Below are 14,474 nucleotides of genomic sequence, written 5' to 3'. Positions count from 1 at the left end.
GCACTAAAATGGAATACCTAAATTATTGGGAACGTGATCTATTCTCCGCAGACTGGAAATCCTAATCCAATCAAAGTTGATGCTAATAGAGATGAAATACGGATTCTAAGTGTAGCTACATCATCAATTTCAGTGACTAAAAAGAATTGACCATCAACTTCTAAGATACAAGGAGATTGCACTCTTTCTTCCCCCTTTCTATTAAAAGATATAGTAGTATATGAAAGAAATATAAAAGTGTAATAGTTTAATAGTTTGATTTTAAGATGTAATAGTAAGTTTAAAATTACTATGTTAATTGCCTATATGCCTGTAATAAAGGATTATCAGAGGTGAGAAAAAGGAAAGAATGAACAATTAGGTTATATTAAAGTATGTAGTTTTAGCAGTTTCGCCCTAACTGTCTGATTGAAGTGGCGGATTCCTAAGAACAAAAAGGAGAACAGGTCATATGGTTGACTTTTTCTCCCCCTTTCTTATTTTATTCCAAAGGCTAGTATGGATTTGCTGCATATCCCCATCTTTTTATGTTTCCATGTTATAAAATGAACCTTCTGTAAAGACCCATTGGCTTAAATGCTCCGGTATTGTACTTGGCGCGTTCCTCACTGGACAGGGGAATAAATCCTACTGAAAAACGAATCGTGAGTATTTAGCTATTGTCGGGTCATATTCATACCACATATTCTATCGAGGTTTATCTTAAAATAAACCTCTTTGAAGAGATTCTTCCGCCAGTGCTCAAGCAAGCCAAAATAATGACAATATCGGAATTACTGCCAAGAAGGGTTAAGCAAACGTCATTAGCCACTATCTTTTTTCCTGATAAAATGGGTATAGATGTTTTTATGGAAACGGCATGGCTGACATCTGTAATCGCCTTATTGAAGCATTCTTTGTTTAAATCAGTTCATCCTTCTTATATGTTGCTATCAGGTTCGAAGAAGCGCTTATTGCATCACTTTCAGCCTAATATTGAGCGTGAACAGCAATGACAAAAAAATGAAACTAACTATAGGTGGTATTAGTTTAATATGAGTCCTTTAGATGATAAGATTCTTGGGGAAGTGACGAAATTAGAATGAATATTTAGGAGGAGTTCATCTTGAATCCTTATGCGTTTTTGGCAATAGCCATCCTAAGTGAAGTGTTTGGCAGCTCGATGTTAAAAGTATCAAACGGGTTTAAAAAGTTATTCCCTTCCATTGGCGTGGTAATTGGAATGGGTTTGGCTTTTTATTGCCTGTCATTATCACTAATAACCATTCCGCTTGGAACCGCTTATGCCATTTGGTCGGGAATAGGCACAGCTTTAACTGCTTTAGTGGGAGTTATCGTTTATAAAGAAAGCTTTAGCCTGAAGAAATTTTTAGGTTTAGTCCTGATCATTGGAGGAGTGGTGGTTTTGAAGCTCTCAAGCGGGGGCAATTAACATAAGTAATCGGAGGTAATAGTATGAAAGGATACATAGCTTTAGGGATATCCATCATAAGCGAAGTATTTGGTACAACCATGCTTAAGTTGTCTGAAGGATTCTCACATTTATTCGCATCATTTGGAGTTATAATAGGATTTGGAATTGCATTTTATAGCTTATCTATATGTCTTAAAACAATTCCGTTAAGCTTAGCATATGCCATTTGGTCAGGAATAGGCACAGCCTTAACGGCATTAATTGGCGTACTATTATGGAGTGAGCCATTTAGTATCACTACATTTGGTGGCTTAGTATTAATCATTGGTGGAGTGGTTTTACTAAATGCTTCCCATTCTCCAAAACAAGCAGAGGGATCGTCAAACTAATGATTTGACGACTCTCCTCCTCTCCCCCCGGTCGTTTAAAAATAAAAAGAGTCCAATTCGATGTCTATAAGAATAACACGATACATTGAACAGCATTAAAAAAGGCCGCCACGGCGACCTTCCCCTTTTGAATGGAACTGAACTTTCATGAATCAGTCCATCCCTGATTCTACAGCATTTCCTTGGCAAGCTAATTGTTTTTACATTTCATCCGTAGACTGCCAGTCATCAAATACCTATAGCCTTCACCAAGTCCTGCGTGCAAAGTCCGTGAACTTGAATTTATCGGGTCTATGCCTGGATTCGCTATACTGAAACAAGCTTCCATCGATTAAATGGACCGTACTTTTCACGACTGCCACCATATCGAAGTCTTCAATGTCCAATAATTGTTTATCTTCTTCACTGCATGGTTCCACGGTAATTTCCTTATTGGAAAAACCGATCTGGAGCCCGAGTTCCTTTTCGATATATCCATAAATCGAATCCTCACAAATTTCCTTCGTCAAGTTAGTTACGAACTCGCTTTTGAAATAGTCTTTGTCCAGTATGATTTTCTTGCCATTGATTTGCCGTACCCGGAACACTTTCCATACCTCACCATCATCAGTTAAGTCTAAAAGCTTGGACATATTTGCGTCGGGGGTCTCAAGCTCCAACTTATGGATGATCGTTTTGGAATGCAAATTCAACTTTTCCACCATTTCTTTATAGGAAATCAATCCTGCTACAGGAAAATTAAATTTGCTGAAATCCAAGACAAATGAACCCTTGCCTTTGATTTTATGGATATATCCATTTTGTTCAAGCAACTGTAAGGACTTTCTCACAGTATCCCTGGATATGTCATACTCTTCCATGAAGCTGCTTTCGGAAGGAAGCTTTGAATTTGTCGGAAAGGTTCCTTCTTCAATTTTTGAAACGATATCACCATATAGCGATAGATATTTGCTGTTCATTTCATCACCACAATATATTTTTCTTGTCTGCTACTTGTCCTTTTTCAACAAATAGGCAACCGATTCATAGGGACGAAGGATAAAATCACCTGAAAGTTCTTTCGAATCGATATAGTTTGAGAGCAAGAGCTCTGAGTTGTATCCGAATAGGTCCATATCATTTGGAATCTTGAAGGACGCTTCTTTTGCATAAAAGTTATTGATGACCAAAAGTTTCTCATCTTTATGACTACGAACATATGCGAACAATTGGTCGTGGTCGCCAAGAATTTCCTGGTAGTCCCCATATGCAATGATATCATGTTTCTTGCGTAAGAATATAAGTTTTTGGTAATGATGAAAAATGGAATCCCGATCCTTCAGTGCGTGTTCAGCGTTGATTACCTTAGCATTATCAGGCACTGAAATCCATGGCGTCACTTTTGTAAAGCCTGCGTGCTCCGTATCTTCCCACTGCATGGGAGTTCGAGAATTATCACGGGATTTAGCCTGAAGAATTTCGATTATTTCGTTTTCATCCTTGCCTGCCTCTTTTAAAATATTATAATAATTAATCGATTCCACATCCCGATATTGTCCAATATCATTGAATTTCGGGTTGGTCATTCCTATTTCCTCCCCTTGATAAATATAAGGGGTTCCCCTAAGCATATGAATGGCTGTTGCCAGCATCTTGGCAGATTCCTTATGATACTCTTGATCATTCCCAAACCTGGACACGATCCTCGGCTGGTCATGGTTGCACCAGAACAGGGCATTCCATCCATTTCCTTCTTGCATCCCATACTGCCAGCTGCTTAGGATCTCCTTTAACTGCCTGAAGTCAAAATCTGCAAGTGACCACTTTTCCCCCTCTTTATAATCCACCTTTAGATGATGGAAACTGAATACCATGGACAGCTCCTTTTCAACTGGAGATGAATATTTGATGCAATGGTCAATGGTCGTCGATGACATTTCCCCTACAGTCATCACCTCTACATCCTTCCCAAATGTTTCTTCATTCATCTCTTTAAGGAATTGATGAATTTTGGGACCATCTGTATAAAAGCAGCGTCCATCTCCATCATCGTCATTTTCATAGGAGTCAGGTTTCGAAATAAGATTGATCACATCCAAACGGAATCCTTTGACACCTTTATCCATCCAGAAGTTTACTACATTGAAGATTTCCTGCCTTACTCTGGGATTTTCCCAGTTAAGATCAGCTTGGGTCCGATCGAACAAGTGAAGGTAGTATTCATCATGTTCCGCTACATATTCCCATGCAGGGCCTCCGAATTTCGAAATCCAATTGGTAGGGGGCTCTCCATTTTTCGATTTCTTGAAAATATAATAGTCCTTATATTCTTTATCTCCAGCCAATGCTTTTTGGAACCATTCATGCTCTGTTGATGTATGGTTGAATACCATATCCAGCATGATTTGGATATCTCGCGAATTGGCTTCCTTCACCAATCTTTCGAAATCATCCATCGTCCCGAAAACAGGATCAATGGATGTATAATCCGCTACATCATAACCATTATCATTCTGAGGTGAACGATAAAAAGGGGTCAGCCAAATATAATCCACTCCCAGTTCATTCAGATAATCAAGTTTTTCAATAACACCATTTATGTCCCCGATGCCGTCACCGTTCGAATCCATAAATGACTTCGGATAAATTTGATAGATGGTGCTTTTTTTAAAATCCTTCATTGTGATCCTCCTCTGCTATCCCTGATGTATCTATTGCCAGTATGGTAAAAAAAGAGGGAGAATGCTCTCCCTCCGCGTTATTAAGCATTTAATTTCGTTGTTTTCGTTCTTGTTTTCAAATTCATTTTAGGACGTTTGGAGAATGCAATAGTCAAAATGAATGGCACAACGAAAGCTACCAACATCGCAAGCGCAAACATTCCCATGTGCTGTGGCTGGATGGATAGGATACCTGGGATCCCTCCAACACCGATGGAATTTGCCATTACTCCAGATCCGACTGAAACGATCCCTGCGAAAAGTGAACCGATCATACCGGCTAAGAACGGAAAGCCGTATTTCAGGTTAATCCCGAACATGGCTGGCTCGGTTACCCCGAGATAACATGAAATCGTAGCGGGTATGGAAACTTGCCTTTCCTCCTGGTCCTTTCTGTTGATGTAAATCATCGCAAGCACGGCCGTTCCTTGTGCAATATTGGATAATGCGATCATCGGCCATAGGTTCGTACCGCCAAGTTCACTCATAAGCTGAAGATCGATTGCATTTGTCATGTGATGCAGTCCCGTGATGACAAGCGGTGCATAGGCAAAGCCGAAAACGGCAGCAAATAACCAGCCAACTGATGAAGTCAATCCCGAATATACAACTGTAGAGATGACAGAACCGATTTTCCAGCCTAAAGGCCCCAGAATGGTATGGGCAATGATTACAGTTGGAAGTAAAGCGAAAAATGGAACGACGATCATGGAAATGGAATTGTGCACTTTATCTCTCAAGAACCGTTCTAAATACGCCAAGACGAACCCTGCAAGTATAGCTGGGATGACTTGAGCCTGGTAGCCGATCATATCGACCTGGGCAAAACCGAAATCCCAAAAAGGTATGTCGCTTGCCTTTGTGTTTGCCACTGCATATGCATTAAGAAGTTGTGGGGAAACCAGGGTCAAACCAAGGACGATGCCGAGAATTTGAGTCGTGCCCATTTTCTTCGAGATCGACCATGTAATCCCAACAGGAAGAAAATGAAAAATAGCTTCACCTATCAACCAAAGGAAAGCATGGACCCCTGCCCAAAATTGGGAAATATCCACAAGGGTTTTTGTGCTATCATCGAACATTTTAATATCGCCAATGATATTGCGGAATCCAAGAATGAGTCCGCCAACGACAATGGCAGGAATCAGCGGGGTGAAAATATCCGCAAGATGGGCAATCATACGCTGCAGCCAGCTCATATTCTGTTTAGCAGCATTTTTCACATCTTCTTTTGACGCTTCCTGAAGTCCAGCTATGGAAACGAATTCATTATAAAACGATGATACTTCGTTCCCGATTATGACCTGGAACTGGCCCGCTTGTGTAAACGTTCCTTTCACAAGCTTAATTGATTCGATATTCGTCACATCCGCCTTGGAGGGGTCCTTCAAAGCAAATCGCATTCTTGTCGCACAATGCGTAACCGTTGCAATATTTTCTTTCCCTCCGACATGTTGAAGCAAATCCGTTGCTGGTTCTGTGTATTTACCCATTTCACTACTTCCTTTCCCTAGAAAGCAAAATATAGTTGTTTTTATAACCTGTACGTATAGGTTCTGTATACGCTTTCATATTATCCTGTACGTACAGGTTCTGTCAAGAACTTTTTCCCTCACTTTAATAGGATTGATAATCATGTGATTTCATTTACTATACTGTTAATTGACAATATCATTTTTGATATTACGCTTCATGTTATCGCCGTCATTTCTCAAGAAAGACGAGTAGCTGAAAGATTCCGAAATAGGGTATAATGATAACATAACCTCTTTATTAGCATTTTAATGGTTAGAATTTCGTTGAAAAATGGGAGATGAATCTATGTCCGAAACTAATAAATTTCCATTAATATCAGGTAATCTTTCTCTGGATTTAGTGAACACGGAACTAGTCAGTCGTGGTCAGCGGCAAGACTTATTACTCTCAGAATCGGATGTGCTGGAATGGCTTGCTGTAATAAAAGGGAAAAACGCATATTGGGATAATCAGCTATCCTTGAAAATTAAAGAGAGAAATCAACAGGTATTTGTAGACATACTGGAAATGCGTACTATTTTAAGAAAACAATTTGAGTCAATAGCAGCTGGAAATATGGTTTCCGATGAGTTTATCGCTTTTTTAGAAAATAAAATCGAAAAATCACCTTTCACTTATAAATTAATGACTCAAAAACTTGTTCCCATACCAGTTGGAGAAGCCGAAGATATCCTCCTATCTTATATTGCTTTTGACACATTGACATTAATCGAAGAAAATAAGCTGTCATCACTAAAGCGGTGCTCGAATGATGATTGTGTACTGTTATTTATCGATGAAAGCGGAAGACGCAAGTGGTGTTCAATGAAAATATGCGGGAATAGGAAAAAGGTTGCCCGATTTCAACACCGGAAATCTGATGATCAATGAAGAGCCAACTTAATTATAAAAGTTGGTTTTTTTATGAATTTTTAAACTAACCTATAAAATTGTTTTTGACAGGTTAGTTTATTTCGAGTAATGTCTAATTATATAAGAAGGGAGGGGTAATATTGGACCGTATATCAATAGCGAGGCCTAAAGAAAAACACTTTTTTCATCTTCGTTATTTTTCGAAGATGAAGGGAAAAGGAAGAAGCCCTTTACAGATAAATGTAAAGGACGCAATAACGGGACTGATTGGAGGATTTTTAACAATATTCGCTTTAATTCTTTTAACAAAAATAACTTCAGCAGCGTGGTTAATGGCTCCTTTTGGTGCCAGCTGTGTACTGGCGTTCGGTCTGTGGAACGCGCCGTTATCACAGCCAAGGAATATAATTGGCGGCCATTTCATTTCAACATTCATAGGTTTAGCTTCCTACCATTTTTTTGGCGATGAGCCTTGGGCGATCGGCCTGGCTGTCGGATTAGCAATTGCGGTGATGATGTTGACAAAAACGACGCACCCGCCAGCTGGGGCAGATCCGCTTGTAGTCATGCTTGGCCAGTATAGCTGGAGTTATTTATTTACGCCTGTTTTAACTGGTGCTGTGATAATCGTTCTACTGGCATTGCTCATTAATAATTTGCGCAGCAATCGGAGTTATCCAACTTTTTGGATTTGATTGCTTTTTAATGTGTTATTGCAATTCTTTCACTATCATTAAATAATTAATGACGAGGAACTTTTAGCTCCTCGTTTGTCAGTTATAAGTGCCGGTAATCCTGTTAATTAATCAAGAACTCCCATACTTTTCAAGTTATCCTTCAGCGTTTAGTTTGATATGCGTTTCTGCAACCTCCACTCCGTTCACAAGGAGTGTTATTCGATGGATTCCCATATAATGTCGACGGGTCGTCAGGTCTTTCCAACTGTGAATCCTCACTCTTTCAACTCTTTCACCATCAGAGAAATCCCTATCCGCCAAAAGGAAAATTTTACGGGACGTTTTCTGATTGGCTTTTACGAAATCGATGGCATACTCAATGCGAAGTTTCGCTGTTTTCTCCGCATGCACCTGAAAGCCGAAATGAAGTTCATTGGTTTCCCCAATATAAATCGAGTCAGGTTCATTTCTTATAAATGCCTTTGTAATGATATTCGGATCATTCAATACATCCGTGTATCCAAATAATGAAAGGACTTCTGGATCTCCTTGACGAACTAGGGTCCTGCATCCCCGTCGGACAATCCAAATCGTGTTGGGCTCTCCGCTTTCATACCAGCACTTTGCAGTTTCTATTACGGTTTTAGGATGATCTTTGGCAATATCATTCAAATTATTGGCCACACTTTTGCGAACATATAGGGATGAATCGTTTTTCAGGTTCTCAAGTAATTCCAAGACAGGTGCCGGATCGGATTTGAACATCGGTAAAGATTGCCCCCAAGGTAACCTGGGCCTGCATCCCTCACTTGCCAGCCTGCGGACATGCTCATCCGCATGTTTTGTCCAGTTCTTCATTTTTTCGATCATTTGAACGGGGTCAAGTAAGATAAAAGCACGCACTGCAAATTCGGAAGATGACTTTGAAGTAAACCGCTCCAAGGCATCAAGCGATAACGGCCAATCTTTCTTATTCAATCCATGTACCTCTACAAAATCCGGGAAAAATAAATATCTAAAACCTTCACAATCCTTATCAAGTCGATACAAAATATTCAAAGCCTCTTGATAATCACTTGGAAGGTGCTTTCCAAGAGTAATGGAAATATGTCTAATTCGTTCTTTTAACTTCCTCTCGTCCCAATGTTCATCAATCACTTCCTCTACAAACAATTCAGTAGAGAAGGACGGATGGACACCCTTTACTTTTTCGCCGAATTCACGAATGAACATTTCATTATATAAATCCTTTAAGGGTTCAGCCATTCAATTCACTTCTTTTCTTCAGGTTATACTTGCTTATTTAGCCATTCTTTATCGTCCATGTACTGATCGCAAATACAATGATATTGCAACTAGCTTTTGCTACTCAAGTCATGCTTTGTTGATTATGGAATATAGATCACTAAGCTGCTTGATTTCGTAGGTTGGCTCTATCCCCGCTTCATTCTGCTTCTGTTCAGGATTAAACCAGCAGGTATCCATGCCGGCAATTTGTCCTCCTCTTATGTCCGCACTTAATGAATCCCCGATTATCAATCCTTGTTCCGGTTTTAAATCAGGAATACAGGCAAATACGTAATCAAAAAACTCTTTCATCGGCTTTTGATATCCAGTATACTCTGAAATGAAAATTCGTTTAAAATATGCATGCAAGCCTGAATCCCGCAAGCGTTTATCTTGGGTCCTGGAGACCCCATTTGACACAATATATAAATCATGGTGCAGTTCTAAATTCGCTACCAATTCTTGTGCCCCATTAACTTCTTTGTGCCCTTGTTCCAAGTGACCACGATAGGTTTTCTCCAGTGCAACCCCGTCCACTGTCCGGCCATATTCTTTAAAAAAAATTAAAAATCGTGTATTGATTACCTCATCCCGCGATATTTCCCCCATTTCAAATGACTTCCACAGGTTTTGGTTGATTGTTTTATAATGCGCCTCCGCTTGCGGTGTATACAAAATTCGTTGCTCCTTGAGAAGTAAGCGCAGTGCATCACTTTCAGCCTTCCGAAAGTCTAAAAGTGTATCATCTATATCAAAAAATAAAGCTTTGTATCTGTTCAAGTGTATCGCTCCATTCAATGTTTCATCATACTTTGAATAACTCGTGACCATACAATGGTCTTTCTATGTCATTTCAAGAGACCGTTTTCCTTTTCCCTCCTATTTTGAATAGTATCATCCCAGCAATAATAATCAGGATACTCGCCAACTGATTGTAGGTAAAGGGAACCTTCTCCAGTCCCAACAAACCTGTAGAATCCCAAGCGAGAGCAAATGAAAGCTGTGCCGCCATCACGATTGAAATGGCGAAGGTTGGTCCTAGAAGCTTAACTCCCTGTGTCACACAAATGACCACGCCTATGCCAACCAACCCGCTGAGCCAATACCAGGGCTTCATATTATGCAGTTGAAAAAACTCCATTCCCTCAAATGCGAACCCACATAAAAACGAGGCAAGAAAGCCCAACCCTAATACAAGTGTAGCCGTTGACCATGGATTGACATGTTCATTTACTTTACTATTGAAAACGTTTTGTAAACTGACCATTGAACCCGCGAGGATTGCCCAACTTAATCCAAGTAACATCGTAACGCCTCCTCCAAATCATATAAACTACTCATAAATATTGTGGCCTGACAGTGCCTTTACACCTTCCCAATCTTTAACTTGGATGAATCCATCGGACCGATCAATCAAACCATCCCTGCAAAGCTGCAGGATGACCCGATTAAGGTGCCTGTAACTTGTCCCAATAAAGTTTGCGGTATCCTTCAGGCTCTCAGTATTCAACCGTCCAGTGATTTGGGCATTTGTTTCATCGAACGAAACAGATAGGAGGTAACTTGCAAGCCTTACTTCAACTGGATGCATTAAATTGAAACTAAGTGACTTGGATTTAACATAAAACTTCTGGGTGATGACCCTTAGTAAAAATTGGAGGAAGGCCGTTTGACCTTCGGCATACTTTTTTAACCATTGATGATGGATGCCGATAACATAGACATCCGATACCGCTTCAACAGTATTGATGATATCGATTCCCTGTATGTATTCAATATCCCCAATTACTTCAAGAGGGGTCTTGAATGACAGAATCAGATTCTTGCCTTCAACTGATGTCGTATACACTTTAACTTTTCCCTTAACCAGCACGTACAAATAATTCACTCGATCGCCTTGGGAGCAAACACATTCACCTGACTCAACATGGTAGAGAGATAAATAGGGCATCAAGGCTCCATTAAAAATGTTTTCCAACTGATGGACCTTCAAATAGTGATTGATTTTTTCCAAATCCATTATTTCTTTCATCTGATTAAGATTCACTTCCTGCCTATTACTTATATCCTTACAATTATACCGCTAATAAAATGATTCCTGCCATCATCAAGCCAAGCCCAATGAACTGTGGTAATTGCATCTTCTGTTTCGTTACCCCAAACCACCCTTTGCTATCGATGACAAAGCTAAGACTTAGCTGAGCAAGCAATAGAGCTGATACCGAAAACGTCACTCCGATTTGTTTATATGCCGTAATATTACTGAAAATTATCACCGCAGCAAATGCGCCACCTGACAAATACATTGGTTTTACTTTTTTTAATTCAAGAGAATCCCCTTTACGTATCATCATTAATATCATCCCGGCGATGATGAAACCAGTGAACTGTGTGATCGTTGCGACCTGCCACGTGCTAAGGTCCCGGCTAATCTGAAAATTGGCTACACCTTGCAACGTTAGAAAGGCTCCTCCAAAAAACGAAAAGAAAATCCCTTTCACTGTGTCTCCTCCCCTTCTTTGTTTCCATTAGGCTGTTTTCGTTACTTTGTTGCTATTTTCCAAATAAAGCGGTGTGGTTGATTTCCCCTCCAGATGCTCGCTTTCCGCGGGGCGGGCGGTGAGCCTCCTCGGCGTAAACGCCTGTGGGGTCTCACCTGTCCCGCTGCTCCCGCAGGAGTCTCGCACTTGCGCTCCAATCAACCTTAAATTGTTTCGTTCTAAAAACAACAATCTTTACGAAAAGAGCCTTCCATTATTAAATAACGGATTAAAGATTCCGGAAAGGACATATGTCCCGCTGTTCGACTCCAGGCTTCATTGTTGGAATGAAGATTTTTTTGGGAAAATAAAAAAAATTCCCTGCCAAGGCCAATCTTTAATTAGCAAAGGCCACTAAATAATTAGTGGCCTCGCTTGTTTACCATTAACTTGAATAATGAAAATAAGTCTAATTCCTAGCAATTTAATCATTTTCGGAGAACTTAGCACTATAGAAATTAAATGGTGCCTTTTTTACTTGTCATCTTTAGAAAAAGTTTCAATGACTGCCCTGGTTAGTATTTCAATACCCGTGAAAATGGCATCATGATTAAACACCATATTGGGATGGTGTAAACCTGGCTCTAAATCGCAGCCCAGCCCCAACATCGTTGCCTTGATAGCAGGTCTTTCTTTTGTATAGAAATGAAAATCCTCACCTCCAGGAGTGATGATGGGCCTGACTACCCCTTTGGCCCCTAAGGTTTTTTCAATTGCCTTCTCCATAAATCGTTCCGCTTCTTGATCAATGGATGCGGCATATACTCTTTCTTTATGCTGAAAGCTAATTTCGCATTGATGGAAGACGGACATTTTCTTCAAGACACCCTCCACCTTTTCGATCAATTCATCCATCGCTTCATTCGTCTGGGCGCGTAAGTCAAGACTGAACCTGGAGGACCCAGGTATAATATTCGCATTTTCCCCTCCTGCAGAAACCTGTGTCATTTTGACTGAATATGATATTTGCGGGTTTAGCCGTATCCCTTTAAGCTGGTCAACAATGGATGTGATCACTTCAATGGCATTTAAAGTCAAATGGGGTCTGGCACCATGTCCGTCAAATCCGTGAATTTCCCCATACACTGTATCGGCTGACCCGTGAATGATGCCTGAGGAGGCTTGTCCAAGTTTCATTTCCTGAATGGGGCGCAAATGAAGACCATATAGAAAATCAACATCTTCCAATACCTGTTTTTCAATCATCTTTAAAGCACCTTCACCAACTTCTTCGGCAGGCTGAAAGATAAATTTTAACGTACCTGGAAGATTGATCTTCATTTTTTTTAATACCAGCAAGACGCCCAAAACAATCGTCATATGAGCATCATGCCCACAGGAGTGGTTGGCACGGATTGTCCCATCCACCTCCTGAAGGAGAGCATCCATATCGGCACGCAATCCGACCGTTAAGTTTTTTCGCCATTCATCTGGATGCCAATTCCCCACAATCCCAGGCATATCCTCGAAACTGGTCACCTCAATATCATTTTGATGGAGGATCTTTGAAATATAAGACGTAGTCTGATATTCTTTCCAGCTCACTTCAGGATTCTCATGAAGATGGTGGAAAATCTCCAGTATTTGAGGTTTAATTTCATTCAATAATTCCTTCATCTAAACCCCTCCTTATTTTCTTAGGAGATACCGAGGGCCACTGCAGCCATTAATGCAATGCAAGCAATCAAAGCCCACCCGAGAATTAATTTCCAAATGAACTTCACCCATCTCTCATAGGGAATCCCAGCGATGGCCAGATATCCCATTAACGCTGATGACGTTGGAATGATGGAATTCGTAACCGAATCTCCATATTGGAAGGCAAGAACGGCAAGCTGCCTTTCCAAACCCAATATATCCGTAATGGGAACCATGATCGGCATTGTTGCCGCAGCCTGCCCGCTACCCGAAGAGATGAATAAATTCAGGATTGCTTGGGTGAAGAACATGCCTACGACATTCAATGCCTGCGGTAGGTGGCCGATCCCGGACGCCGCCATGAAGACCAAAGAATCTATGATTTTCCCTTCTTCCAACACTACTGTTATTGCTCTTGCAAAGCCGACGATCAAGGCGCCAAATGTTACCGCTTTGGCCCCATCGATAAATGAATCGAAAATTCTCCCAAGCTGTAAACCGCCTACAATCCCGCTTACAATACCCATAATCAAAAATGAAGCGGTAAGCTCGGTTAAAAACCAACCCCATTTAAACACACCATAAATGTTAAAAGCCAGACCCAAAATCATCGCGATGAAGACTAGCTTGTGACGCCCCGTCAGTTCAGGAAAGTCGACTAGACCAACCGTTCGTTTTTCTTTTTGTTCAATATCATAGATTACACTATTTTCAGGATTCCGCTTTACCTTATTCGCATAACGGCTAACATACCAAATGGCAAATGCTAGTACAAAAATATAAATCACAAAGCGAAAACCGATTCCTGAGAATAAAGGTACTTCAGCAAGTGATTGCGCCACCCCTACCGTAAAGGGATTGAGCATGCCCCCAAAAAATCCGCTCGCTGCACCCAGTGTAATCATGGCCGTTCCAGTAACTGCGTCAAAGCCCATCGCCCTAGCTATAGCGATACCAATCGGTACAAAGATGATGGTCTCTTCTGCCATCCCCATGCTAAAACCGCCAATCGAAAAAAGCAGCATACTCAATGGAATCAAAAGCTTTTCCCGGCCCTCAAGTGATCGGACCCCTTTGTAGACTCCTGCTTCAATGGCCCCGGTAGTGCGTATTATCCCGAATACACCACTTACAAGAAAGATATAAAAAATGATTTGGGCTCCTTTTTCCAATCCCAATGGAATGGAGGTGAAAAGGTCAAAGAAGCTCACTGGGTCTTGTTCAATAGAATGATAGCTTCCGTCGACTACAAGCATTCTTCCTGATTCTTTATCTTCAACCCTGTCGAATTCGCCGGCTGGAATCACATATGAAGCAAGTCCTGCCAAAATGATTATGATAAAGATAAGTGTGTATGTATGCGGTACTTTCAACCTTGCCTTTTTCTTGACCGTCACACTATTTTTTTCCGTTTCCATCCGTTCACCCCATCCTGTACGGCT

16 protein-coding genes are annotated in these 14,474 nt (G+C 40.7%); 4 read left to right on the top strand and 12 right to left on the bottom strand.

The annotated features are described in order from the left end of the window. Positions 1-38: 38 nt before the first annotated feature. The gene (locus tag QNH43_RS10885) at positions 39-182 is read right to left on the bottom strand and encodes a DUF3956 family protein (RefSeq protein WP_142244635.1); all 144 of its coding nucleotides are present in this window, start codon (positions 180-182) and stop codon (positions 39-41) included. A 515-nt stretch (positions 183-697) separates the two neighbouring features. Further along, entirely contained in the window at positions 698-850 is a 153-nt protein-coding gene (locus QNH43_RS10880; RefSeq protein WP_260320878.1) for a hypothetical protein, read from the bottom strand. Positions 851-1,105: 255 nt separating this feature from the next. Here QNH43_RS10880 and QNH43_RS10875 point away from each other — a divergent pair, with 255 nt between their 5' ends. Further along, positions 1,106-1,432, top strand: coding sequence for a DMT family transporter (locus QNH43_RS10875; protein ID WP_283917839.1), 327 nt, complete (start codon positions 1,106-1,108; stop codon positions 1,430-1,432). Between the two features lie 23 nt (positions 1,433-1,455). Further along, complete coding sequence (locus tag QNH43_RS10870) at positions 1,456-1,803, top strand: DMT family transporter (protein ID WP_283917838.1); 348 nt, start codon at positions 1,456-1,458, stop codon at positions 1,801-1,803. Between the two features lie 245 nt (positions 1,804-2,048). Here QNH43_RS10870 and treR read toward each other — a convergent pair whose 3' ends face one another. The 3 genes from treR to treP all read right to left on the bottom strand — a co-directional run bounded on the left by treR (position 2,049) and on the right by treP (position 5,995). Then, complete coding sequence (treR, locus tag QNH43_RS10865; protein WP_283917837.1) at positions 2,049-2,762, bottom strand: trehalose operon repressor; 714 nt, start codon at positions 2,760-2,762, stop codon at positions 2,049-2,051. Positions 2,763-2,792: 30 nt separating this feature from the next. After that, a complete protein-coding gene (gene treC / locus QNH43_RS10860; protein WP_283917836.1) occupies positions 2,793-4,463 on the bottom strand; it encodes an alpha,alpha-phosphotrehalase in 1,671 nt (556 codons plus the stop codon). Between the two features lie 80 nt (positions 4,464-4,543). Then, entirely contained in the window at positions 4,544-5,995 is a 1,452-nt protein-coding gene (gene treP, locus QNH43_RS10855; RefSeq protein WP_076368823.1) for a PTS system trehalose-specific EIIBC component, read from the bottom strand. A gap of 328 nt (positions 5,996-6,323) precedes the next feature. On the opposite strand from treP, the gene QNH43_RS10850 reads away from it, so the two are divergent. Continuing rightward, a complete protein-coding gene (locus tag QNH43_RS10850) occupies positions 6,324-6,908 on the top strand; it encodes a CGNR zinc finger domain-containing protein (protein WP_283917835.1) in 585 nt (194 codons plus the stop codon). Between the two features lie 122 nt (positions 6,909-7,030). Then, complete coding sequence (locus QNH43_RS10845; RefSeq protein WP_283917834.1) at positions 7,031-7,585, top strand: HPP family protein; 555 nt, start codon at positions 7,031-7,033, stop codon at positions 7,583-7,585. Positions 7,586-7,720: 135 nt separating this feature from the next. Here the strand turns inward: QNH43_RS10845 and QNH43_RS10840 are convergent, their stop codons facing one another. The 7 genes from QNH43_RS10840 to QNH43_RS10810 all read right to left on the bottom strand — a co-directional run bounded on the left by QNH43_RS10840 (position 7,721) and on the right by QNH43_RS10810 (position 14,450). Then, positions 7,721-8,833: a DNA alkylation repair protein gene (locus QNH43_RS10840; protein ID WP_283917833.1), complete on the bottom strand. Its 1,113-nt coding sequence runs from the start codon at positions 8,831-8,833 to the stop codon at positions 7,721-7,723. 108 nt (positions 8,834-8,941) lie between these two features. After that, positions 8,942-9,634 (bottom strand): YjjG family noncanonical pyrimidine nucleotidase, encoded by a 693-nt coding sequence (locus QNH43_RS10835; protein ID WP_283917832.1) that lies wholly within the window; start codon positions 9,632-9,634, stop codon positions 8,942-8,944. 73 nt (positions 9,635-9,707) lie between these two features. Further along, the gene (locus tag QNH43_RS10830) at positions 9,708-10,160 is read right to left on the bottom strand and encodes a DMT family transporter (protein ID WP_283917831.1); all 453 of its coding nucleotides are present in this window, start codon (positions 10,158-10,160) and stop codon (positions 9,708-9,710) included. Positions 10,161-10,187: 27 nt separating this feature from the next. Beyond that, the gene (locus QNH43_RS10825) at positions 10,188-10,886 is read right to left on the bottom strand and encodes a Crp/Fnr family transcriptional regulator (RefSeq protein WP_283917830.1); all 699 of its coding nucleotides are present in this window, start codon (positions 10,884-10,886) and stop codon (positions 10,188-10,190) included. 43 nt (positions 10,887-10,929) lie between these two features. Continuing rightward, the gene (locus QNH43_RS10820) at positions 10,930-11,355 is read right to left on the bottom strand and encodes a DMT family transporter (RefSeq protein WP_283917829.1); all 426 of its coding nucleotides are present in this window, start codon (positions 11,353-11,355) and stop codon (positions 10,930-10,932) included. Between the two features lie 513 nt (positions 11,356-11,868). Then, on the bottom strand, positions 11,869-13,011 hold the full coding sequence (locus QNH43_RS10815; protein ID WP_283917828.1) for a M20 peptidase aminoacylase family protein: 1,143 nt from the start codon (positions 13,009-13,011) through the stop codon (positions 11,869-11,871). A 20-nt stretch (positions 13,012-13,031) separates the two neighbouring features. Then, positions 13,032-14,450, bottom strand: a complete 1,419-nt coding sequence (locus tag QNH43_RS10810; RefSeq protein ID WP_076368814.1) for a YfcC family protein — start codon at positions 14,448-14,450, stop codon at positions 13,032-13,034. Between the last annotated feature and the right edge of the window lie 24 nt (positions 14,451-14,474).

Origin of the sequence: Peribacillus simplex, from assembly GCF_030123325.1 — a bacterium.
GTDB lineage: Bacteria > Bacillota > Bacilli > Bacillales > DSM-1321 > Peribacillus > Peribacillus simplex_D.
This window is presented reverse-complemented; position numbering and strand designations above follow the sequence as displayed.

What these genes read in the sequence shown, in the direction of transcription:
- QNH43_RS10870 (WP_283917838.1), top strand. Translation starts at nt 1,456, where the DNA reads ATGAAAGGATACATAGCTTTAGGGATATCCATCATAAGCGAAGTATTT.
- treR (WP_283917837.1), bottom strand. Translation starts at nt 2,762, where the DNA reads ATGAACAGCAAATATCTATCGCTATATGGTGATATCGTTTCAAAAATT.
- treC (WP_283917836.1), bottom strand. Translation starts at nt 4,463, where the DNA reads ATGAAGGATTTTAAAAAAAGCACCATCTATCAAATTTATCCGAAGTCA.
- treP (WP_076368823.1), bottom strand. Translation starts at nt 5,995, where the DNA reads ATGGGTAAATACACAGAACCAGCAACGGATTTGCTTCAACATGTCGGA.
- QNH43_RS10850 (WP_283917835.1), top strand. Translation starts at nt 6,324, where the DNA reads ATGTCCGAAACTAATAAATTTCCATTAATATCAGGTAATCTTTCTCTG.
- QNH43_RS10840 (WP_283917833.1), bottom strand. Translation starts at nt 8,833, where the DNA reads ATGGCTGAACCCTTAAAGGATTTATATAATGAAATGTTCATTCGTGAA.
- QNH43_RS10830 (WP_283917831.1), bottom strand. Translation starts at nt 10,160, where the DNA reads ATGTTACTTGGATTAAGTTGGGCAATCCTCGCGGGTTCAATGGTCAGT.
- QNH43_RS10825 (WP_283917830.1), bottom strand. Translation starts at nt 10,886, where the DNA reads ATGAAAGAAATAATGGATTTGGAAAAAATCAATCACTATTTGAAGGTC.
- QNH43_RS10815 (WP_283917828.1), bottom strand. Translation starts at nt 13,011, where the DNA reads ATGAAGGAATTATTGAATGAAATTAAACCTCAAATACTGGAGATTTTC.
- QNH43_RS10810 (WP_076368814.1), bottom strand. Translation starts at nt 14,450, where the DNA reads ATGGAAACGGAAAAAAATAGTGTGACGGTCAAGAAAAAGGCAAGGTTG.